This window comes from Persicimonas caeni (genome assembly GCF_006517175.1).
Taxonomy (GTDB): domain Bacteria; phylum Myxococcota_A; class Bradymonadia; order Bradymonadales; family Bradymonadaceae; genus Persicimonas; species Persicimonas caeni.
The window spans coordinates 6,904,837-6,927,423 of the sequence record NZ_CP041186.1; the positions used below are offsets into that span (position 1 = coordinate 6,904,837).

Consider the following 22,587-nt stretch of genomic DNA (forward strand, 5'->3'; position numbering starts at 1 on the left):
GTTTCTGTTACGGTTACTGAAATAGGAGCGGCCGATGGATAAATTCCAACGCGTCGCTCGGGTGCGGGACATTTTTGCCAGTTACCGGCGAGGTGAGTTCGACTCATTGACCTGGTGGCAGCGCGCACTGGTGATGCCGGTCGAACTTGTCTGGATGGTCGTGCGCCAATTTCGCCACGACGACGCCGTAACTCTGGCGAGCAGCCTGGCGTTTATCTCGGCTCTGTCGGTGGTGCCGATGTTGTCGGTGGCCACCTCGCTGATGGCCGCCTTCGGAGTCTTCGAGTCGGAGACGGGCTTCATCAACGACGTGCTGGCCACGGTCACCCCGTCGGCCGCCGGCGACATCGCCGCCTACCTCAAGGATTTTGCCACCAACAGCGCCAACACCGTCGGAGGCATCGGCGGCGTGGCCTTGGTCATCATCAGCTTGGTCTTGACCCACAAGATCGAGCAGACCTTCACCAACATCTGGAGGGGCACCCACGATCGCCCCTTGTTGGCAAAATTTCTGACCTTCTACGCTATCATCACGCTCGGGCCGGTGCTCTTGTCGCTGTCTTTCATCCACTCGGCGCGCTTGCAGATTTATTTGAGCCGGTTCGGCATCGACACCGGCTTTTTCTCGCAGAGCCTGCCGGTGATCTATGCGCTGGTGCTCTTTACGCTGATGAACAAATTGTTGCCCAACGCCAGGGTCAGCTGGAAGGCGGCGTTGGTCGGCGGGCTCTTCACGGCGGTGGCCTTCGAGTTGGCCAAGTGGGGGTTCAATCAGTACATCAATCTGGTTATCTTGGACGCCTACAACAAGATCTACGGAGCGTTGGGGCTCATCCCGATCTTTCTGATCTGGATCTACATCACGTGGTCGATCATCCTCATCGGCGCCGAGATGGCCTATTGCTTCCAGAATCTTCGCAGCATGCTATTGACGCGCCAGCGCGACGAGCACTCTCACGGAGGAAGTCGTCAGTTGTACGATCCTCTGGTCGCCCTCGAGATCTTCGCGCCGGTGGCCTCGGCATTTCACCGCGGTGACTCGCCGGTGAGCGAGAGGGCGCTGGTAGAGAGCACCCATTACGACCCGACCATCGTGCGTGAGACGATCAAGCGGCTGCTCAAGAGTAACTTTTTGCGTCGGGCCCAGGACAAAAAGAGTAGGGGGCTGTTGCCCGCGCGCTCGCTCGACACGATTCGGCTCGATGAACTTGTCGCGGTCTTTTTGCAGGACCACGTCGCCCAGGGTTCGCGGCCGGTCGACCGTCTGTGGGAGGAATTCCGCACGAGCACCCGACGCACCCTGGAAGGGTATACAGCACTGGAGTTGGTCGATTTTGATGCCTTGCCTCCCGAAATCGAGGAGGCGTTCGACGAGCCGGCGGTCGACGAGCCTGCGGCCGACGGGATGGCGGTCTGACGGCGCCAAGAAACGCGAAAGCCGCTGCTCGAGCAGCGGCTTTGGGCGTTATTCGAGCCCGTCGGGGGCTCGGCCTATCCTTGCATCGACATCATCTTGTCCTTGATCGCCAGCTTCTTCTTCTTGATGCGCTGCATCTCTGCGAGTTCCTCCGGTGATTTGGAGCGGGGGCGGCTTAGCATTCGTAGACGGTGCTCGAGATTTTGATGCTCGCTTTTCAGCTGCTCGAGCGATGCTTCCTCGAAAAGATCGTCGCGTCTAGCTGTCGATTTGGACATGCGTGCCTCCATAGTCACAGGGGCTGAGTTGGGTTGGGGACGGACATGCGTCAAACGCACCTGCAGCGGTGTCAGCCGAGGGGCTGACGGGATGGGACAAGGCTCGAGTGGGGAAAAATGAGACGAAGCGACGCTCGTGAGGAGTGATGGATTGTGCCCGGAGAATGTGGACACCCATGGCGCTCGCCTCGGTGGTGTGAGAGCCAGACTGCAAGCCCGCTTAACTCCCCTACACGATAGCCACGCCCCGAGAGGGTGTCAATGTGGTGCAAAGGTTTTCGATTTCGTTAATAGACGCCGAAATACGCGTCTGTTCTTCCCTGTTATGGGGAGGTGTCAAAACCACGTGTCGCGCCGGTGAGCAGCACGCAGGCAAAAAGACGTTGACACAGCATAGGTCGTCTCTTATAACGCCGTGCGCTTGCAGCGGCTCAATGATTCGGCCGCCGAGACAAAACGCAAGATTCAAGCGCTTCGTCGCTTGTTCGGGCATCGTCTAACGGCAGGACATCGGGTTCTGGTCCCGAGAGTCAAGGTTCGAATCCTTGTGCCCGAATTTGTGGCCCGTTCGTCTAGGGGTTTAGGACGCCGGCCTCTCACGCCGGTAACACGGGTTCGAATCCCGTACGGGCTATTGACTGAAGGTTGTCTTTTTCTTAGGAGAGTGACTCATGGCACGTAAACCAGCAAAGATCGCTAGTCAGAAGCGCGACGCAGGCATCAAGAAGACCTGTCCGACGTGCGAGAGCGAGATGGAGATGACGCGCGTGATGCGCAGCGAAGGCCCCAGCGGCATGTACTGGGTGTGCACCGACTACAAGTGCGCCACGGTCTTGACCAAAACGGGCGTGCAGCTCGAGCAGCTCGAGCTTCGCTAAACCGCGTGAACAATCTGGACCACGCCGCCCCGAGCCTCGGTGTCGAGGTGGCGCTGGTGTCGAGATGCCCGCTTCGGCGGGCATTTCCATTTGTGGATCGACGGCGCGAGCGGTAAAACGTCTCACGCGAAATGGAATGAAATCCCATTTCGCTCGTCTTATTGGTCGATGGTCGGCACAAGCTGCCCAAGAGCACTCGACGCGAGTACAGATTTAGGAGAGTTGACGCGATGCGTTGCGGATTACTTGACCGTTTTCGTCCCCTCACTGCCAGCGCCCACGCCAGCCGAGCCAAGGGCGTGTTTGCCGCAGCCGTTGCTGCGCTAGCCTTCGTTGCCGCCAGTCCGTCGATGGCCTGGGCCGAGGGTGGGACCGTGCGCTACTCCTACGAGCGTGTCGATTTGCCCACCGGCGAGCACTATGTTCTGGTGCCTGTCGATGAGTACAAAGAGCTCAAGGGCAAGCTGAGCAAGTCGACCTTGTTCGATGCGTTCAACCTGCTCAAAGACGATAAGAAGGCGACTTACGGCCACTCGAGCATTCGCATCACCGGCCGTTTCCCGGGCAACCCCAAGGTCTCGGTCAAGATCGACTCGTCCAAGAAGGGCTACGCCTCGATCATCATGGCCGAGACGGTCTACACGCTCACCGAATTGGGCGTCAAAGAGGTCGAGTTTCCGGGCTATTACGAAGGCGCGATGACTCGGGCGGACGTGCCGTTCTCGGCGTATAGCTTGACCCTGCCGATGTGGCGCGCGCTTCCGCTTTCGGACACTTCCCACGCTCAGATCCGCCTGCCAGACGGCGAGTTGATTTCGGCCAGCGAGTTCGCTCGCCGCTGGAAGAAGGGGGACGACAAGCTTCAAAAAGCGTTGTTCACCTACCTCGGCGACGGCCTGCCGTTTACCGTCAACCAGGTGCTGAGCCTGTTGCCCAAGCTCGACGTCGAATATGTCGGCGAGGTCACTCCGCTGCTGACCCACGACAGTGTCTCGGTGCGCAAAAAGGCGCTTTCGGTCCTCGAGAAGCACCGCAACGACGACAAGGTGCTGACTGCAGTCGAAAAGATGATGGAGTCGGACAAGAGCGACAAGCTCGCCCGTGCGGCCGCCGAGTTCTTGGGCAAGGCCAAGTCCGATAAGTTCAACGTGCTCGAGGCGCTCTATCTGCTCGACAAGGGCTCCGAGAAGGAGGCGGTCGACGCGGCCGCCAAGCTGGGCAAGCGAAAGGGCGACGAGCGAGTCGTCGACGCGCTCTACACTCACTTGAGTGACAAACGTGCCCCGGTCAGCCAGGCCTCCGCCGACGCCCTGGAGGCGCTCGACGCCGATGCCAAGCAACTCGAGGCGCTCGAGAACAAGAAGATTGGCGACGAGCTTCGCCTCTCCATCGCGCGCACCTTGGCCGAAGACAAAGACGATAAGTCGAAGATTGTGGGGCTGACGTATATCGCCGAGAACACCACCGCGCGCTCGGCCGAGCTGGCGCTGCGCAAGCTTGGTAAGGTCGACTCCGATGAGGCCCGCAAGGCCGTCGAGGAGTTCCTGAGCGCCGAGACGCGTCGCAAGCGCCTGACAGCCGCAGACGTGCTCGCCGAAGGGGGCAAGGTCGAGTCGCTGCCGGCGTTGACCAAGGCGGTGGCCAAAGGCGAGAATGCCCACGAGATCGAAGAGTACGCCTACAAGCTCTTGGTCGCCCAACCGCTCGATTCGGTGCTCGAAAAGACCGACTCGCGCGACAAGGTCATCAAGCGGCTGGCCTACCAGGCGCTGGGTGAGCGGGCGGTCAAGCAGGGCAAAGGCCGCAAGGTGTTCGACAAGCTGGTCCAAGGCGCAGACAGCCGCGATGCGGCCATCCGCGGCGCCTCGGCGCAAGCCATCGGCGCGTTCGCCAACGACAAGGCGCTCGAGGTGCTCGAGAAGCTCGCCGACGACAAGAGCGCGGCGGTGCGTGCCGGCGTGGCTCACGGTCTGGCGAATTACAAAGGCGGCGAGATGTTCGATACCCTCGCCGGATATCTCGACGACAAGTCGCCCGAGGTCGTCGCCGCGGCCATCGACGCGATGGCGCAGCGCCGCGAGGCGACCAAGTGGAACGAGATCAAGAAGCTGACCGAGGCGAAAGACCCCAGGGTGCGCGCGAATGCGCTCCGCGCCCTGAGCCAGCTCGTGTCACGTGAAGACAAGACCGGCGTGCGTAACGTCATCAGCATGCTCAGCGGCTCGGTCTCCGACGACAACCGCGCCGTGCAGCTGACCGCGATTCGCCAACTGGCGACCTTCAAAGATGGCAAGGCGACGACCGGTATCGCCATTCAGCTCAACGCCGCCGATCCGAACCTGCGCGTGGCGGCCATCGAAGCGCTCGGCAAGACCGGTCACGAGAGCGCGACCGAGCTTGTGCTGAGCGTGCTCGAAGATCCCAACCCGGACATTCGACGCGCGGCGATCGTGGCGCTGGGGGAGCTCGACGACAAGTCCGCCGAGTCGAACCTCGAGGCGCTGCTCGACAAAGAAGAAGATCCGGACCTCAAGAAACTGATCCAGAAGACGCTTCGCAAGATATGAGCGTGCTCGACGACGTCGCCAACTTGATCGGAGGCAGGTTTTCTCGACCTGGTGGAAAGGCTGTCGCGCCTGGCCACCAGACTTGGAAGGTCTGCCTCCTTTGCGTCGCCGTCTTGGTCGCCGCGGTCGGGTGCGAGCAGAAGACCGCCAAAACTCGGCCCGACCAGGCTCGGGCTGAGGCCAATGGTACCGAGAAGGGGGCCGACAAAGCGGCCAGCAAGTCGGGGCCGGAGGGAGTAGGCAAGAGTTGCGCGACCATCGAGGATTGCGACAGCTACTTGTCTTGCATCGAAGGCAGCTGTCAGGTGCCTCCGGCGGTGACCGGTCGGCATGAATCGGACACGCCTCGTGTTACCTTCATCGACGGCAACGGCGACGAGGTCGCCGAGTTCTACGTCGAGCTTGCGATTACCCCGGCCGAGCAGACCAAAGGTCTGATGTTTCGCCGCGAGATGAAAGACGACTGGGGCATGCTCTTCATCTATCCCGATGAGGCGCCTCGCAGTTTCTGGATGCAGAACACCTTCATCCCGCTCGACATGATCTTCATCGACGGTCGGGGGCGCGTCGTCAACATCATCGAGGCAGCCGAGCCGCTCACGCGCGTTCGGCGCCAATCGAAGGGACCGACGCGCTACGTTCTGGAGCTCGTCGCCGGTCGCGCCGCTGAGGTGGGCATCGAGCCGGGCCAGCAGTTGCAGCTCGACCATATCGACGAAAAGCACGCGCCCCGCGCGCCAAAATAGCCTCTTCGAGACTCTGGATGCAGCCTGTCCGAACCTTTTTGTCCTGGCTCGCGCCGACGCACGTGTACGCCGCTGCGTTCATCATGACCGCGTTGGCAGGCGTCCTCTCCTGCTTTATCCCCCTGGTCAACCTGCTGGGCTACGAATCGGCGGCGGTCTTTGGCGTCCTCGGCGGTATCACGACCACCTTTCTGACACTGCACGCGGTCAACGGCGACGTCCTTCGCGCGCCGCTGGCTGACGAACGCGACGTTTCTCCGACATCCGACTTCTTCGTGCTGTTGGTGCGCCACGAGCTTCTGCTCGTCGTGCCCGCGCTCCTCTTGAGCCTCAACGCGCTTCGGGTGGTCAACTGCGCCTATGGCACCGGCGTGGGGTTTTGGCTGGCCATCGCCGTGCCTGCGATCTTTTTGGGGCAGACCATCGGCTGGCTCGTCGCCACGCTCCTGCCCGGGCGCGGGCGTCTGCAAATCGGGCTCTGTGTGATCGTCATCGTGGCGAGCGCGGCGACTCTGTTGGCGCATCTGGCCCTCCAGCCGCCCATCGTGGGACATCAACTCTTCTTGGGCTACTTCAGCGGGTCGATTTACGACGAGGCGCTGTCGCTTCCGTCGAGCCTGCTTTGGTATCGCGCGATGAACATGGCCGCGGCGATCGTGGTCTTGGCTGCCATCGAGGTGGTGTGGCGGCGTCGGCAGGGGCGGCCCTCGCGCTGGGTCGCCATTTGGGTGCTTCTGGGGCTGGCCGCCTTTGGGTCGATCTGGGCGTATCGTCACGACCTCGGAATTCGAATTGATCGCGAGTATATCCAGGAACAACTCGGCGGTCGGCTCGAGACCGAGCACTTCGTGATTCACTACCCGCAGACCGGCTACTTTTTGAAGAACAGGGAGCAGTTGGCCGAGGATCACGAGTTTCGGTATGCCGAGATGGCTGACTTCTTCGGCACTGATCCGGCGACCGAGGGCAAGATACACAGCTACGTCTATCCCGACCGCGAGGTCAAAGGTCGGCTGATGGGCGGGCGGCGCACGCTTGTGGCCAAGTTGTGGCTCCACGAGATGCACATCACCTGGCGAGGCTACGGGGACCACAAACTCGCCCACGAATTGGCGCATATCTTCACCGAGCCGTTCGGCGCCGGGCCCCTCAAGCTGAGCATGCAGGCGGGGGTGGGCGTCAATATGGGGCTCGTCGAAGGGGCCGCCACCGCGGCCGATTGGCCCACTGAGGAACTCTCACCGCACCAGGCGAGCGCGGCGCTTCGGCGTCTGGAGCTCGCCCCGAGCATCAGCTACATCGTCGACGCGTCCGGTTTTTGGACGCAGTCTTCGGGGCGCGCCTACACACTGGTGGGATCATTTGTGCGGTTTCTGATCGACGAGTACGGCGTCGAGAAGTTCAAGAGGGCGTACCCGACCGGCGACTTTCAGCAGGCCTACGGCAAACCGGCCACCGAATTGGTCGGGGAGTGGGAGGCGTTCGTCGATAAACTCGAGTTGTCGGAGCACGAGATGGAGCTCGCGCGCTATCTGTTCGACCGGCCGACGATTTTCGACAAGGTCTGCGCCCGCGAGATTGGTGAGCTCAAGCGCCAGGCGGGGCTGGCCGCGGGCGAGGGCAACGTGGGGATGGTGACTGAGACCTACGAGCAGATCATCAGCTTCGCCCCGCGCAACATCAATCACCGCATCGCCTATGCCCACGCGCTGACCCAGGCGAGAGAATACGAGCGTGCGCAGGAAGTCGTCGAGGAACTACTCGACGACGAGCAGGCCCCGGCAGTGCGCGCGCGCTTGCTCCACCTGCGAGGTGATCTCGCTTGGCGGCGTGGGAACACAGAGGTTGCCGAGGACGCCTATCGAGATTGTCTCGGCCTCGGGGTGCCCAGTGACTCCCGCAGACTGCTGGAGGTCAAGCTCGACGCGCTGTCGCGTGCTCCCGAAAGCGGGCGCGAGCAGGCTTTCGAATACCTGCTCGGCGAGGCGTCGAACGGGGTGTCGCTGTACTATCCCATGCACTGGCACCACCAACACGATGACGACGCTCTGGCCGCGTACTTGGTGGGGCGGCGTCTGTGGGCCGAGCAATTGTGGGAGCGCGCCATTCCGTACTTGGAGCAGGCCAACGCGGGGCTTACGGACGGGATACTCTCCCAAGAGGCGCTTCGTATGCTCGGGGCGACGGCCTATTTTCTGGACCGACTCGATCAAGCCGAGCAGACCTTCGAGAAACTCCGCGCCAGCGAGCGCCCCGCCTATCGCGCCTCGGCGCGAGAGTGGCTTGCTCGGATTGCATGGAAGCGGGGGAATAGGATAGGAACGCAGTAGTGTTATCAGCCCACGCGTCCAACAGTGGGAACTTCAAGGATTACCCGATGCGAGATGCTTTGCGAATGGAGAGTGGCTCAATGGCTTTGATGCGACGATTTGTGGTGGTGTTCCTGGTCAGCCTGACCGCGCTGTCGAGCGTGGCCTGCGGCAGCGACTATATCCGCTCCGAGGAACTGTACGCCGACAATCCCGGCTTCAATATCGACGAAGAAGCCGAGATCGCCGACACGACCACCAATCGGCAGGTCATCGACGTGCTGGTTCACTACCGCCAGGCGGTCGTCAACAAAGACTTCGGAGCGCTCAAGCGTCTCATCTCCGAGGACTACTACGACAACGCGGGCACCACCGACACGACCACCGACGACTATAGCGCCGAGCATCTCGGCGAGGTCTTCGAGATGATGGCCCAGCATGCCCAGGACATTAAGTACAACGTGCTGGTCCAAGGGGTCGAAGTGTCCAAAGATCGAGCCTTTATCGATTACAAGTACGACTACGCCTACCAGTACAAGGTGGGCGAAGACGTCGCCTGGGACGCCGGCGTCGATGTCAACCGCCTCGAGTTGATCCAAGAGGGCGGCAAGTGGAGAATCGTCTCCGGCCTGTGAGGCCCAGGGTAGTGTAGTTCCTGAGTCCAGGCAGCCGCTCGAATCCGCACCCCGGCCCGTAGCGACAAATGCCAAATTCGACACGCCTGTCTCTCTCGCTGACCCCTGTCTCACTGACGGCTTCGGCGGCGCTATTGCTGACCCTTCTGGTGGCGCCGTCGGCCGGGGCGCAGACTCCCTCCGACAACGCAAAAGCTGACGCCGCCGGGCCAAGCCCGGTGGAAGCAGCCTTCGCCAAAGGGGACTACGAGCGCGCCGAGGAACTCTCCCTTCGCCACGACGATACCGCCTCGCTGCTGGTGCGTGCGCGCCTGGCCGAGTACGACGACAACCTCGATCTGGCGGCGCGGTTTGCCAAGTCGGCGTTCGAGCGAGGCGTCGAGCTCGAGGACAAGGCTCGCGCCAAGGCCGCCGTTGGGCGACTCCTCAAGGCGTCCGGCGAGTGGGACAAGGCGGAAACGGAGCTTCGCACCTACCTCAAAGAGCATCCCAAGGCGCATCCGGTGCGCCTCGAGCTCGGTCGACTTCTGCTCGATCGCGGCAAGAAGGCCGAGGGCAAAGCCGTCCTCGACCAGTTCTCACGATTTTTCAACAACGGTCTCTTGGACACGCCCTTCGAGCTTCGGCTGCTCGGCGAGGCGATGTGGGAGCTCGACAGCTTCGACGACGCGCATTACGCCTTCGAGAAGATGTACGAGAAGGACGCCAAGTACGTCGACGGACTGGTCGCTTGGAGCGAGCTGCTGCTGTCGAAGTACAATATGGCCGACGCTCATCGCACCCTCAAGGAGGCGTTGGAGGTCAACGATAAGCATCCCGGCGCGCTCGTGGCGATGGCGCGCTTGGAGATGCAGTCGAAGAATTATTTCGATGACGCGCGCGCCTATCTCGACCGCGCCGAAGAGGTCGCTCCGGGCGACCCGCGCATGCTGACGACGCGCGCCGAGCTGTCGATCTTCGACTCCGATTGCCCCGAGGCGACTCAGATCGCCGACGGCATTCTCCAGAAACGCCCCAAGTACCTCGACGCCTATGTCATCAAGGCCGCCTGCCGCTATCTCGACGATGACGAGGAAGGCTTCGAGAAGGTGAAAAAGCAGGCGCTGGCCATCAAGCCCGATTTCGCCGAGCTCTACACGTCGACGGCCGATTACGCCAAGCTGGTGCACCGCTACGTCGAGGTTGTCGAGCTCAATCGCCAGGCGCTCTCGTTGGAGACCGGCTACGCCCCGGCGCTCTTGGGCTTGGGGATCGGCTTGACGCGCATCGGCGAGGAGAACGAGGGCGCGCGCTATCTTCAAAGGGCATTCAACGCCGACCCGTACAACTACCGCGCCTACAACATGGTCGAGTTGTACGAAAAGACGATGCCCAAGTACGACTTCACCGCCTACGGGAAGTTCAAGCTGCGCACCCATCGCAAGCAGACCGATCCCCTCAACGTCATGGTCCCGCCGCTGGTCGAAGAGGCGATGGCGACCTTCGAGAAGAAGTACGACTTCAAGGCCAAAGAGGGCTTGGCCGTCGAGATCTATCCCAACCCGGCCACCTTCGGCATCCGAAGCGTCGGTCTGCCGCATATCAGCCCGCATGGCATCTGCTTTGGACGAGTGGTCATCATGCGAAGCCCCAGCGACGGCAACTTCAACTGGCGCCAGGTCATGTGGCACGAGATGGCTCACGTCTACCACATCCAGAAGGCCCAGTACCGCGTGCCGCGTTGGTTCACCGAGGGGTTGGCCGAGTACGAGACCAACATCAAAGATCCTTCGTGGATCCGTCACCACGACCGCGAGATCGTGCTGATGATGGACGAAAAGGACTTGCCCAGCGTGGTCGAGCTCGACAAGCGCTTCACCCAGGCGCGCTCCTACAAAGGGATCTTGCGTGCCTATCACCTGTCGAGCCTGGTCATCCACTTCGTCGTCGAGGAGTACGGTTTCGAGGCGATCAACAAGATGCTCGACGAGTTCCCTCAAAAGCGTGACACCGGCAAGGTGATCAAAGCTGCGCTGGGCGTCGACGTGGCGACCTTCGACAAGAATCTCGAGGCGTGGCTTCGCAAGCGCTATTCGAATTTCAAGAACCAGTTCGTCGTCAGCATCGAGGCGATCCCGGCGGTGCGTAAGCTCGAGAAGAAGTTGTCCGCCGAGCCCAAAAACGCCGCGCTCCGCGCCAAGTTGGCCGTGGCGTTGATGCGCGAGGGGAAGATGGACGATGCCAAGAGCTCCATCGACCACGCGCTGCGTCTCGACAAAGACGACGCTACGGTGCGTTATCTGGCTGCTGTGCTCGCGCTCAACGAGGGCAAGGCCCGAGACGCCTACAAGCACGGCGAGGCGATTCTCGACTCGTTCAAGGACGGCTACGAGCTTCGCGTGGCGTTGGGTCACACGGCGATGATGCTCGAGAAGCCCGAAGACGCTCGGGTTCATCTGGAGGCGGCGACGCAGCTATACGAGGATGGCACCGAGGCGTGGATGAACTTGCTCAAGCTCGCCGAGAGTCAGTCGGACGCCAAACTCGCCGAAAAGGCCGAGCGGCGCCTCTTCGAGCTCGACCAAAACAACCCGCTGGTCGCCCGGCAGCGCATGAAGCGCATGAGCGACCAGGAGAAGTACGTGGCGGCCATGGAGGCTGCGGAGCGCTGGGTGGCGATTCAGCCGCTCGAGGCGCGCGCGCAGCGGGCCGTCGCCGAGTTGAGCCTCGAGCTCGATAATCCTGCGCGCGCGGTCGAAGCTTATGAAGTACTCGTACGCGCGCTCCCCGAGGAGAAGAAGGCAGTGTTGCTCGAAGCCGCCGAGGCGCTCGAGGCTGCTGGATTTGCTGACCAAGCCAAGAAGTTTTCTGAGCGTGCGGCCCAAGACGGGGTCGACAAGGCCGCGGTCGACGATACGCTCGCGAACTAGACTCGAGCACCCCGAAGTTTCCATTGACATCAGACAGGGCGGTGGGGACATTCGGGGTGTTCTGCGGACCCCCGGATACTCAGCCCAAATGAGCACTGACCGAGACCTTTCGACTGACGAGCTCGATGCTGCCACCGACGAAGAGCTCGTCGAGTGGGCGCAACAGGGCGAGTACGCCGCCTACGAGGAGATCGTGCGGCGCTACCAGGACAAGGCCTTTCGTCTGGCCTTCAGCCTGATGAAGAACGAGACCGACGCACAGGACGTGGTTCAAGAGGCCTTCTTGAACATGTACCGCAAGCTCGACACCTTCAAAGGCCAGTCGGCCTTCGGCAGTTGGATGTACCGGGTCGTGGTCAACGCCGCGCTGATGCGACTGCGCAAAAAGAAGCGTCGCAGCGAAGTGCCTGTGAGCGACGAGGAGACCGAGTTTCGCGAAGACGACTACTACGTCGCGTCGGTCCCCGAATGGCGTGTGCGAGCCGATGAGGCTGCCGAGAACCGTGAACTTCGCCAGAAGATCATCGAGGCCGTCGACGAACTCCCACCCAAATATCAGACGGTCTTTTTGCTCAAAGAGGTCGAGGGGCTTCCACTCAAAGAGATCGCGGACGTGCTCGACTTGTCGGTCGGGGGCGTCAAGAGTCGGCTGCACCGTGCCAGGCTGCACTTGCGCGCAACACTCGAGCCCTATTTGGCGTGAGAAAGGTCTGGCGTGAGGGAAAGACGGGCGTGAGAAGCGGTGCGTGGGTCAGCCCGTTTTTTCGGAAACCTCTTCCAGCTCGGCTTTGTCCTCACCGAGCTCAATCCCTGAAAGACGCGCGTACTCCTCGAGGAGGCGTCGCTGCTCGTCGCTCAAATCCGTGGGGGTCGCAAGACGTGCGTGAACCAACAGGTTACCGCGTCTGGACGAGCCGAGTTGTTGAATCCCCTCGTCTCGCAAAACCTTGGTGTCGCCGTACTGGGTACCCGGCTCGAACGTGACGCGCTTGGGCTCGCCCAGGGTGGGGACTTCGACTTCGCAACCGAGGGCGGCTTGAATGAAGGAGAGTTCGGCGGTGTAGTGCAGGTCGGCGCCATCGCGCTCGAAGACCTCGCTGGGCTCGACGTGCAGGAAGACGTACAGGTCGCCGCGTTCACCGCCGGCGCGGCCCGTCTCGCCCTCACCACGCAGCCGCAGACGCGTACCGCTACCGACCCCGGCGGGCACCTTGACGCTGACCTCGCGTTCCTCTTCGACCACTCCCGTGCCCGAGCAGTCCTGGCACTCTTCTTCGATGAGCTCACCGGCGCCGTTGCACTGCGGGCAGGTCGACGACAGGGTGAAGAACCCCTGGGTGTGCTGGACCTGGCCCTGTCCGCCGCATGTCTCACAAGAGAGCGGCTCGGTGCCGGGCTCGGCGCCCGAACCCTCGCAGTGCGCGCACTCGCTGTGGCGAGGGATGACGATCGTCTTGGTGGTGCCGAAGGCGGCTTCCTCGAAGCTCAGTTCGAGGTCGTAGCGCAGGTCGGCGCCGCGACTCTGGCCGCCGCGGCCCGAGGTGCCCGAGCCAAAGCCGAACATGTCACCGAAGATGTCACCAAACTCGGCGAAGATGTCGTTGATATCGTGGAAGCCCGGTCCTCCGGGGCCGCCACCTTGGCCCGACAGGCCTTCGTGTCCGAAGCGGTCATAGATCTGGCGCTGCTCGGCGTCCGCCAACACCTCGTAGGCCTCGGCGGCCTCTTTGAAGTTGGCCTCGGCGTCGGGATCGTCGGGGTTGCGATCCGGGTGGAACTTCATCGCGAGCTTGCGGTACGCTCGCTTGATTTCCGACTCGGATGCGTCTCGGGACACCCCGAGCACCTGATAGTAGTCGCGCTTCGTCATGACAACCTGTCTCTAGAAACTCCTCATGCCGGCTCAACGCCCTGGAAGTCGCGAATCGTGCTGAAAGTCTAGGCACGCCGACATTCAGGTCAATGAGGGCCGCTCGAACAGCAGCAGCGGCCCGTCGAGCCGTACCTGGCGAGATCGCGGCGGTGTTGGCGGTGGCTGACTCTTGCCCCGAAAGGGCAGAGGGCAGACAAGGATAGTGTAGCCACCTGTGTGAGCCCGTAAAGGCCTGTGATGACGCGGTCTTAGGGCTCGAGCTCCATGCCGGGCTTCCAGTTGTCGACCACGACGATCTGGGAACGATCGCCGAGCACCGAGCAGGTGCCTGCGAACAGTTGGCCGGCCAGGTACTGCGTGAAAGGTGGGTCTTGGGCGCGTTTGGCGCGCAGCTGCGCGTTGGCTACCTCGCCATGGCGAGTCTTGGCCGCGTCCGGGCTCTCCAGGTCCATCACAAAGCGCTCGACCTCCTCACCGCGATATCCGAGCAGGGTGATGCGTCCGCCGTCGCCGTGTGCCTCGACGATCGCGGCGTGGGTGTACCAATCGTTGTTGCGCCCGTCGTCGTTGTGGTCGCCGGTATTGTGGAAGAAGACGATGTCCCCGATGGCGGGGCGACTCGAGTGATAGATCTTGCCGCGGTCCTTGCACTCGCGAAACAGCTTCGGAAGCGAGCGGCGCGCCGCGCTGGAGAAGGTGACCCCATTGAGCTTGTAGACGCTCCAGACGTAGTCGGCCGCCAGGGCAGGGCCGCTGTCGTCCACCGGAGCCTCCGTCGTCTCCACGTCGCTGGACGCGCCCGAGTCGGTCTCGTCGCTCGCGGGCGCTCCCTTGTGCGCCTGGGTCGGGGCCTGCCTGCGCGTCGACAGAGCAGGGGGCTTGGGCGACGCGGTCGACTCGGACGGAGCAGCCTGTGCGATCTCCCTTGACTCTCCGCCCGCAGGCTCCGTCGAGCCTCCTTGGTTGGCCGCGCTCTCCTTGGCCGGACCCTGGGCGGGCCCGCCGCCCTGCGAGTCGTTTGCTGCGTAGTACGTCTTCGGTTCCGTGTGATCACCCAGCCCCAGATCGTAGGTCCGCGAGCGCGGGTAGCGCGACTCGACCCGGCCTTCGAGCAGCGGCGAGTCGTACATGTGGTAGGGGGCACCGGAGTTGCTCGAACAGCCTTGTCCAAGCACCGCAGATGCAGCGATTCCAAGGGCGGGGATGAGCAGTCGGAAACAATTCCTGAAATTCATGGCCTACCTCCGGCGCTCGTTGGCGAGCCCCTCGTGGCCCATCCTGGGCGGGTGACTCGACCGGGTGCGTGATTCCTTCCGTGGGCGCGGTTATCTGTGTGCTCGGATGTAGGATAACCGCGTCGCGCAGTTGCTAGTGTACGTAGGATCGCGCCGGTGCCAAATTTTTTTGTGGAAGTGCTTGAGCGAGCGCTCAATCACTCGATGTCTGCAGTACCCAGCCGTTAAAGCAGAAGAAACGGTCGAAGATCGACTCGGCCCACACCTCGACGGTGACGTCGGCCGTCTGGCCGGCCATCTCGGAGGTATCGAAGTCGATGGGCTCCCAACTCGTCTCTCGAGCCGGAATCGTCTTTTGCTGCGACCACTTCTCACCCACGCTGACGCGGTAGTGCAGGTCGGTCGCCCGTTTGCTCCGTGCGCCACGCTGGTTCAGCCCGGCGCGCAGCCGGAAGGTCTCTTGGAGGGGGACGTCGGGGAAGACGACGCGTACCTTTTTTTGGTCCGGGGGAGGGTGGGCCCAAATACACTGGTGCGGGTCCCCGCCCAGGTCGACGAACTCCCGGCCCACGTAGACCCACCTGTCGGGGCGCCCGCAGTACCAGGCTTCGTTGCGCTTGTTCCAGTTGGTGCAACGCTCGACGACCTTGTCACCCTTGGTGCGGGTGACCTTGGCTCCGTCGAGGTTCGGCAGCAGCTCGTAGGTGACCGGCGGATTCTCGGGGACGTCGATGCGCACGACGCTCACGTCGCCGAATGACTTGGTCTCAGCGGCTTCGAAGGGCATGAGTTCGAGCGCTTCGTCGATACGTTCGGTCTCGACGAGCAGCCAGATACGCTCGCGGCTCCAGGTGTCTTCGGCGAGCGGTTTGTCTTGGCGGGCGATCCGGTCGCCAACTTCGGTCAGGTAGGGATAGGGGTCGTCGGTCCAGTTGGGCTGGACGTTGATCACATCGTTGGGGCCGATGTGCTCGAGGACGTACTCGGCGGGGGCCTTCCAGTCGGAGGCCTCGACGTCGCCGGGGAGGATGGCAATCTGGGCGACAAAACTAACAATCCCGGCCACGACAAGAAGCGCAGCCGGGAACAGCCAGAGTTTCGCGTTCCCATTCACGTGCGCTCGCCACCCTGTTTGGCCATCGAAAGACCGCCGAGCTCCATGAGCAGGTCGCGCTCGTAGAACGCTTCTTTACGGTCGGTGAACGGGTGGATGTGCACACCGGAGTCCATGCGGATGGCGTCACAGGGGCACGCCTCGACGCACAGGCCGCACACGATGCAGCGAAGCTCGTCGATGACGAACACCTTGGGATACTTCTCGATGCCCGGATCGTCGTGCTCACCGGCCTCGATGTGGATGCAGTCGGCCGGGCAAATCGTCGAGCAGCACATGCACGCAACGCACCGCACGTTGCCATCGTCGCGCACCATCAGACGGTGCATGCCGCGGTAGCGCTCCGGGTAATAGTCGGCCGGCTCGAACGGGTAGTCGCGGGTGAAGGTGAGCCGCTTTTCTTTGTTCGGGTTCAGGTTCGTGAAGAAGTGCTTCATCGTCACGCCCAGACCGCGCGCGATCTCGGGGATATAGCTCTTCTCCCAGAGCGAGGTCTTGATGCGGTCGACTTTTTTAACTCGAACGTTGTTCGACATGGCTTTGAACTCCGTATGTGCCAGCAGAGGAGCGAAGAGTGAAAAGCAGTTCTGCCTTTTTCTCCTTCGCTCTTTTGCTTTTTATCTTTTTCGCTGCCTTAAAAGATCGCCACGATCAGCGCCGTGATGAGCAAATTGGCGAGGCTGAGCGGCAGCAGAATCTTCCAGCCAAGCACCATGACCTGGTCGTAGCGGAAGCGCGGCAGCGTCCAGCGCATCATGAACTGCAGCCAGACCAGGACGATGACCTTCAGGCACATCGCGAGGATGCGCAGGATGATAACCAACCAGTAGGGCACCGGAATGTGCAGCGACGGGTCGGCGATGCCGCCGAAGTAGAAGCCGTCGGCGTACAAAAACGGTACCTGCCAGCCGCCCAGGAACATGACCGCGATGAGCGCGGCGATGAAGACGGTGGCGGCGTACTCAGCCAGCTGCATGGCGCCGAACTTCATCGAGCTGTACTCGGTGATATATCCGGCGACGATTTCCGACTCGCCCTCGGGCAAGTCGAAGGGGGCGCGCTTGGTCTCGGCCATACCCGCCAAAAAGAACAGGAAGAAGGCGACCGGCTGGACCACGATACCCCAAAGCGGCAACCATCCACCGAGCATCTGGCCCTGCTGGATGACCATCTGGTTGAGGTCGAGGGTGCCGTAAATCATCAAGATGCCGGCCAGGCTCAGGCCCATGGAGACCTCGTACGAGATCATCTGCGCCGAGGAGCGAAGGCCGCCCAGAAGGCTGAACTTGTTGTTCGACGCCCAACCGGCAATCGCCGCGCCGTATACCGAGATACCGGCGATGGCGAAGGCGTAGAGCAGCCCGGCGTTGAAGTCCATGATCTGGAAGTAGTTCTTCCACTCGCCGTGACAGACCTCCTGGTAGTTGGCGAGCACTTCGATCTCGCCGGCGCAATAGTGGTCCATGAACGGCACCGCCGCCCAGCCGAGCAGGGCGGGCACGAACACCAACGAGGGGGCCAACGTGTGCAAAAACTTGTTGGCACCATCGGGGATGGTGTTCTCCTTGAGGATCATCTTGATCCCGTCGGCCAAAAAGTGGGGCAGGCCGAACAAGCTTTGGCCAAAGAACTGCGCCTGCATCGGGCCGACGCGGTTCTGGATTTTGGCCGACTGCTTACGGTCACCCAGCAGCGTCATCAGGCTCGCCAGTCCCATCACGAAGACGAAGACGATGGCGACGATCTTGATGATTGTGATCAGTACTTCCGGCATGAGCCTTCCTCACTATCGAGCAGACAAAAATGGGTCTGCCATCGAAACGTTCATCAAATCAATCAGCACTCGGAGCCGAGTCCTTGGGCGTCGTCGGCGCTTCTTCCTCTTTGGCCGCCGGCGCCGGCTCGACATTGTCGGCATCTTGGGCTGCGTTGGCCTCGGCGGCCTGCTTGCCCTCTTCGGTGTCCTCGGGCACGCCGGCAGGCACGCCTTCCTGGGCGCCCGGGGCTGCTTCTTGCTTGGCCTCTTCGGCTGCCTTCTCGGACGCCTGGAACATCTCCTCGCGGATCTGGTCGAGGAAGGTGTAGCCGAAGGGGCTTCCCATGGCTCGAGCCAGTCGCATGAAGATCTGCCAATCGGGCATCGAGTCGCCGTGCGGGGCGAACGCCTTGTAGGCCGGCTGAGCGATGCCGTCGTAGTTGACGTAGGTGCCTTCCTTTTCGGCGTGGCTACACGCCGGCAGCGCGATGTGGGCCTTGTCGTAAAGACCGGCGCGGTGCATCGCCTGCAGGACGAACAAGTCGAGCTTGTCGACCAGCTTGTGGAAGCGTTTTTGGGTCGCCTCGTCGGTCGGGATGTGCGTGCCCATCATGTAGAGGGCTTTGACCTTGCCGGTCTCCATGTCCTCGACGAGCTGGTCGAACGAGTCGATGTTGCCCAGGCCGCCCCATACGGCTTCGACGCCGCGGGTGTTCGGGTTCTTGTCGGCCTTGATGAGCAGGTCGTCGGCAAAGCCGTCGGGCTTGCCGCCGATGTAGAGCTTGTCGGTGCCCAGGTGCTCTTCGGCAAAACGCTTGGCCAGGTACAGGTCCTCGCAGGACGCCTGCGGCGAGACCACCAAGCCGATATTGTCCGTGCCTTTGACCTTGTCGGCCAGGGCTTCGCCCACCGCGTGCCACGACACCTCGGCGCCGTTGGTCATCGGGTGGAGCAGACGATCGGTGTGGACCTCCTTGTAGGAGAGCCGGCCGGCGTCACACATCCAGTAGTCGTTGACCTCTGGGTTGTATCGCGGGCGGTAGCGCTGGATCTCGTTGCGGAAGTGCTCGAGGTGGATGTTGCAGCCGTTGGAGCAGCCGGTGCAGACACTGTCCGTGGAGGTCAGCAGCCAGACGCGACACTTGAATCGGAAGTCACGGCTGGTCAGCGCGCCCACCGGACAGATGTCGACGGTGCACATCGAGTAGTTGTTGTCGAGCTCGCGGCCCGGGAAGGTGCGAATCTCGGAGGTGTCACCACGCGAGGTCGTCGTCAGCTCGCCGGTGCCCGTGATCTCTTGGCAGAAGCGCACGCAGCGGGTGCACAGGATGCAACGCTCGCCGTCGTAGACCACCTCGGGCCCGATCGGATAGACCTTGACCTTTTGGACCTTTTCGGTGCGCAGGCGAGACTCCTGCGCGTCGTAGTCCATGTAGTAGTCTTGAAGTTTGCACTCGCCGGCCTGGTCGCAGATCGGGCAGTCGACCGGGTGGTTGACGAGGATGAATTCCAGAACCGCTTTGCGTGCGCGGATGACCCGCTCACTCTCGGTGTGCACGACCATGCCGTCGCTGACCTGGGTGTAGCAACCCGGCTGCAGCTTGGGCATATCCTCGACCTCCACCAGGCACATCCGGCAGTTGGCCGGGATGGACAATGCCGGGTGGTAGCAGAAGTGCGGGACCTCGTAGCCGGCCTGCGCGGCCGCCTGGAGGATGGTCGTACCCTTGTCGACCTCGATTTCGGTTCCGTTGATGGTGACTTTAGCCATGTTCGCAATACTCCGGAGCGAATCCGTCTCGGATTACTTGTCGCACTCGCCGCCAATCATGTTAATCGTGTCGAAGGTCGGGATGATGTCGGCCAGAAGCCCGCCCTCGAAGAGGCGGTGGATACCACCCATCATGACCAGGCTGGGCGAGCGCACCCCCATCTTCCACGGCTTTCCGGTGCCGTTGGAGACGATGAAGAAGCCGAGCTCACCGTTGCCGGCCTCGCTGTACGAGTAGACCTCGCCTGCAGGGACTTGGATGCCCTCGAAGACGAGCTTGAAGTGGTTAATCATGCCCTCGATGCTGTTGTAGACCTTGTCCTTTTCAGGAAGGACTACGCGCGGGTCGTCGGCATTGACGGGCCCGGGCTGCATCTTTTCGAGGCACTGGTCGATGATACGCACCGACTGCAGAATCTCTTCCATGCGCACGAGGTAGCGGTCGTAGTTGTCGCCGTTCTCGCCGATGGGCACGTCGAAGTCGACTTCGTCGTACTTGAAGTAGGGGTGATCCTTACGCACATCGTACTCGAAGCCGGCCGAGCGGCCGACCGGGCCGGTGTAGCCGTAGTTGATCGCCTCTTCGCGCGTCAGGATGCCAGTGCCCTGCATGCGGTCGAGGAAGACGCGGTTACGGGTCAGCAGCTTGTGGGTGGTCTTGTGCGTCTCCATGATGCGCTCGCGCACATACTGCCAACGCTCGGCGAAGTCGGCCGGCAGGTCTTCTTTGACCCCGCCGATCCGACCGTAGCTGACGGTCAGGCGAGCGCCGGTCACCTCTTCGATAAGGTCCCAGATAAGCTCGCGTGCCTCGATGGCGTACAAAAAGGCACTCATGGCGCCCAATTCGAGCGCGCCTGCGCCCGTGGCCGTCCAGTGGTCGCTCAGGCGGCTGACCTCACCCATGAGGGTGCGGATCCACAGCGCGCGCTCGGGCACCTCGCAGTCGAGGAGCTTCTCGACGGCCTGGGCGTAGCCGAAGTTGTTGAGCAGCGGGCTGACGTAGTTGAGACGGTCGGTGTACGGAAAGACCTGAGTCCAGGTCGAGTGCTCCGACTCTTTCTCGAAACCGCGGTGCAGGTAGCCCACTTCGGTGTCGCACTTGACGACCGTCTCGCCGTCGAGCGTCAGGGTGAAGCGCACCGTGCCGTGTGTGGCCGGGTGGCTCGGACCCATCTGCAGGATCATCGGCTCGGTATGGATATCCTGGTCGATCGTTTCGACTTGTTCGCCAGGCGTCTGGTAGATGTCTTCAGCCATGTCTATTCCTTAAGGGCGACTAAAGGGAACTAAGTCGCTCGCTCGTTACTAAGGGCGACTAAAGGGAACTAAGTCGCTCGCTACGCTCGCTCGTTACTAAGGGCGACTAAAGGGACCACTTTCGACCGCAGTTCTCAGCGACTCTGAGTAGCCCTTAGTTACTCTAAGTAACCCTTAGTAACCCTTAGTTGCTCTAAGTAACCCTTAGTTACCCTAAGTAACCCTTAGTAACCCTTCTCTAAATGTCTCGCGAGCCCGCCGAGGGCTTCTTCTTGACAAACTGCTCGAACTCCTCGACCGAGTCGCGCTCGCGATCGAGCAACTCGATGCGGGGCTGACCTTTCTGCTTGGGGTAGTCCTTGCGCAGCGGGTGGCCCTCGAACTCTTCGTAATTGAGCACGCGACGAAGGTCGGGGTGGCCGTCGAACTGGATGCCGTAAAAGTCCCAGACCTCGCGCTCGAACCAGCCGGCGCAGCCGTACAATTCGTGGATGCTCGGCACGCTGCAATCGTCCTCGTCGACAGGCACGCGCACCGTCAGCATGTGCTTCTTGCTGGTGCTGTACATCACGTACACCACCTCGAAGCGCGGCTGGCGGCGCAGGTAGTCGACGCAGGTAACCAGGCGCAGAAAGTCCATCTGCGTGCTGTCGTCATCGCGCAGGTACTTCACAATCTCGGGCAGCCGCTCACGCTTGACGGTGACGGTGTCCTGGCCGCGCTCGGAGTGCGAGTCGAGCACCTCATCAGCAAATTCGCGCTCGACGATGTCAATTAACTTCTTAGCCATGGGGGCTCACTTCGTTCGCTTGAAAGAGCGAAAAAGCAAAAGAGCGACATGAGACGTCGTCGTGGCTCTTTGGCTCTTTTGCTTGCTCGCTACTTTGCTTGGCGTATCTACTCTGCGGGTTCGAAAACCGGACGCGGCTCGCCGATGCCTTCATCTTCGCGCTCGCGCACCTTTTCTTCGTACGCGTACTTCTTCCAGGGCTCGTCCTGGATCTTCTCCTGCAGTTTCATCAAACCGTCGATGACCTGCTCGGGGCGCGGCGGACAACCCGGAATATACACGTCGACCGGGATGATTTTGTCGATGCCCTGGACGGTGGCGTAGTTGTCGTAGAAGCCACCGGTCGAAGCGCACACGCCGAAGGCCATGACCCACTTGGGCTCGGCCATCTGCTCGTAGATGCGTCGCAGGTGCGGGGCGAGCTTGTGGTTGACCGTGCCGACGACCCACAACAGGTCGGCCTGGCGCGGGGAGAACCGCGGAATCTCGGCACCGAAGCGTGCGATATCGTAGCGCGCGGCGGCCGTGGCCATGTACTCCATGCCGCAGCAGGCCGTGACGAAGGGATACTGGAAGAGCGAATACTTTCGGGCCCAGTTGACCGCGCTTTCAAGGCGGGTGGTCAGGACCTCAGGCAGTTGGTGTTCTAGTCCCATTCGAGACCTCCTTGCTTCCATTCGTAGACCAAGCCGATGGTCAGGATGGCTACGAAAATGAACATGACTCCGAACGAGTAGAGTCCGTACCCGAGCGCTTCGCTCTGGCGCCACGAGATGGCCCAGGGAACCACGAAGACCGTCTCGAGGTCGAAAAGAATGAAGCTGATGGCGACCATGTAGAACTTGACGCTGAAGCGCGTTTCGCGCGGGCTTCCGATCGGATCGGAGCCCGACTCGTACGGCATGCGCTTTTCGCGCGTCGGGTTCTTGGGACCGAAAAATTGTCCCAGGGCGGTGACGGCCGCGCCGGCACCACCTGCCAGCAGCAACAAAATCAGAATTCCAAGGTAATCTGCGACTTCCATGACACCATGTCCTGCGTCGTGTGGG

The 22,587-nt window shown here is 61.8% G+C and carries 19 protein-coding genes and 2 tRNA genes; 10 read left to right on the forward strand and 11 right to left on the reverse strand.

Translation table 11 applies throughout. The annotated features are described in order from the left end of the window. Positions 1–34 precede the first annotated feature (34 nt). Positions 35–1,417 carry a YihY family inner membrane protein gene (locus FIV42_RS25695; protein WP_141200461.1) on the forward strand — a complete coding sequence of 461 codons (1,383 nt, stop codon included), beginning with the start codon at positions 35–37 and terminating at the stop codon, positions 1,415–1,417. A gap of 74 nt (positions 1,418–1,491) precedes the next feature. Here FIV42_RS25695 and FIV42_RS25700 read toward each other — a convergent pair whose 3' ends face one another. Then, positions 1,492–1,695: a DUF465 domain-containing protein gene (locus FIV42_RS25700; RefSeq protein WP_168210949.1), complete on the reverse strand. Its 204-nt coding sequence runs from the start codon at positions 1,693–1,695 to the stop codon at positions 1,492–1,494. A gap of 485 nt (positions 1,696–2,180) precedes the next feature. On the opposite strand from FIV42_RS25700, the gene FIV42_RS25705 reads away from it, so the two are divergent. From FIV42_RS25705 to FIV42_RS25745, 9 genes are all read left to right on the forward strand, one after another. Further along, positions 2,181–2,251, forward strand: a tRNA-Gln gene (locus FIV42_RS25705). 5 nt (positions 2,252–2,256) lie between these two features. Continuing rightward, positions 2,257–2,329: transfer RNA gene (locus FIV42_RS25710), tRNA-Glu, on the forward strand. 37 nt (positions 2,330–2,366) lie between these two features. Further along, positions 2,367–2,573, forward strand: a complete 207-nt coding sequence (locus FIV42_RS25715) for a hypothetical protein (RefSeq protein WP_141200463.1) — start codon at positions 2,367–2,369, stop codon at positions 2,571–2,573. Between the two features lie 350 nt (positions 2,574–2,923). Next, positions 2,924–5,140, forward strand: coding sequence for a HEAT repeat domain-containing protein (locus FIV42_RS25720; protein ID WP_168210950.1), 2,217 nt, complete (start codon positions 2,924–2,926; stop codon positions 5,138–5,140). Positions 5,141–5,142: 2 nt separating this feature from the next. Then, a complete protein-coding gene (locus tag FIV42_RS25725; protein WP_168210951.1) occupies positions 5,143–5,886 on the forward strand; it encodes a DUF192 domain-containing protein in 744 nt (247 codons plus the stop codon). Between the two features lie 17 nt (positions 5,887–5,903). After that, positions 5,904–8,216 (forward strand): tetratricopeptide repeat protein, encoded by a 2,313-nt coding sequence (locus tag FIV42_RS25730; RefSeq protein WP_141200466.1) that lies wholly within the window; start codon positions 5,904–5,906, stop codon positions 8,214–8,216. 80 nt (positions 8,217–8,296) lie between these two features. Beyond that, positions 8,297–8,830 carry a hypothetical protein gene (locus FIV42_RS25735; RefSeq protein WP_141200467.1) on the forward strand — a complete coding sequence of 178 codons (534 nt, stop codon included), beginning with the start codon at positions 8,297–8,299 and terminating at the stop codon, positions 8,828–8,830. Between the two features lie 68 nt (positions 8,831–8,898). Then, complete coding sequence (locus tag FIV42_RS25740; protein WP_141200468.1) at positions 8,899–11,739, forward strand: tetratricopeptide repeat protein; 2,841 nt, start codon at positions 8,899–8,901, stop codon at positions 11,737–11,739. A gap of 88 nt (positions 11,740–11,827) precedes the next feature. Further along, on the forward strand, positions 11,828–12,442 hold the full coding sequence (locus tag FIV42_RS25745) for an RNA polymerase sigma factor (protein ID WP_168210952.1): 615 nt from the start codon (positions 11,828–11,830) through the stop codon (positions 12,440–12,442). 48 nt (positions 12,443–12,490) lie between these two features. Here the strand turns inward: FIV42_RS25745 and dnaJ are convergent, their stop codons facing one another. The 10 genes from dnaJ to FIV42_RS25795 form a co-directional block, all read right to left on the reverse strand. Continuing rightward, positions 12,491–13,609 carry a molecular chaperone DnaJ gene (gene dnaJ, locus FIV42_RS25750; protein ID WP_141200470.1) on the reverse strand — a complete coding sequence of 373 codons (1,119 nt, stop codon included), beginning with the start codon at positions 13,607–13,609 and terminating at the stop codon, positions 12,491–12,493. A gap of 251 nt (positions 13,610–13,860) precedes the next feature. Then, positions 13,861–14,847, reverse strand: a complete 987-nt coding sequence (locus FIV42_RS25755) for a hypothetical protein (RefSeq protein ID WP_141200471.1) — start codon at positions 14,845–14,847, stop codon at positions 13,861–13,863. A 193-nt stretch (positions 14,848–15,040) separates the two neighbouring features. Continuing rightward, complete coding sequence (locus tag FIV42_RS25760; RefSeq protein WP_141200472.1) at positions 15,041–15,961, reverse strand: hypothetical protein; 921 nt, start codon at positions 15,959–15,961, stop codon at positions 15,041–15,043. Continuing rightward, complete coding sequence (locus FIV42_RS25765; RefSeq protein WP_141200473.1) at positions 15,958–16,497, reverse strand: NuoI/complex I 23 kDa subunit family protein; 540 nt, start codon at positions 16,495–16,497, stop codon at positions 15,958–15,960. The genes FIV42_RS25760 and FIV42_RS25765 overlap by 4 nt, the downstream gene beginning before the upstream one ends. Positions 16,498–16,595: 98 nt before the next feature. Continuing rightward, entirely contained in the window at positions 16,596–17,735 is a 1,140-nt protein-coding gene (locus FIV42_RS25770; protein WP_141200474.1) for a complex I subunit 1/NuoH family protein, read from the reverse strand. Positions 17,736–17,793: 58 nt separating this feature from the next. After that, entirely contained in the window at positions 17,794–19,488 is a 1,695-nt protein-coding gene (locus FIV42_RS25775; RefSeq protein WP_141200475.1) for a 2Fe-2S iron-sulfur cluster-binding protein, read from the reverse strand. Between the two features lie 33 nt (positions 19,489–19,521). Continuing rightward, positions 19,522–20,748 (reverse strand): NADH dehydrogenase (quinone) subunit D, encoded by a 1,227-nt coding sequence (nuoD, locus tag FIV42_RS25780; protein ID WP_141200476.1) that lies wholly within the window; start codon positions 20,746–20,748, stop codon positions 19,522–19,524. A gap of 238 nt (positions 20,749–20,986) precedes the next feature. Beyond that, a complete protein-coding gene (locus FIV42_RS25785; protein WP_141200477.1) occupies positions 20,987–21,538 on the reverse strand; it encodes an NADH-quinone oxidoreductase subunit C in 552 nt (183 codons plus the stop codon). Positions 21,539–21,645: 107 nt separating this feature from the next. Further along, positions 21,646–22,194, reverse strand: a complete 549-nt coding sequence (locus tag FIV42_RS25790; protein ID WP_141200478.1) for an NADH-quinone oxidoreductase subunit B — start codon at positions 22,192–22,194, stop codon at positions 21,646–21,648. Next, positions 22,185–22,562: an NADH-quinone oxidoreductase subunit A gene (locus FIV42_RS25795; RefSeq protein ID WP_141200479.1), complete on the reverse strand. Its 378-nt coding sequence runs from the start codon at positions 22,560–22,562 to the stop codon at positions 22,185–22,187. The genes FIV42_RS25790 and FIV42_RS25795 overlap by 10 nt, the downstream gene beginning before the upstream one ends. Positions 22,563–22,587: the final 25 nt, after the last annotated feature.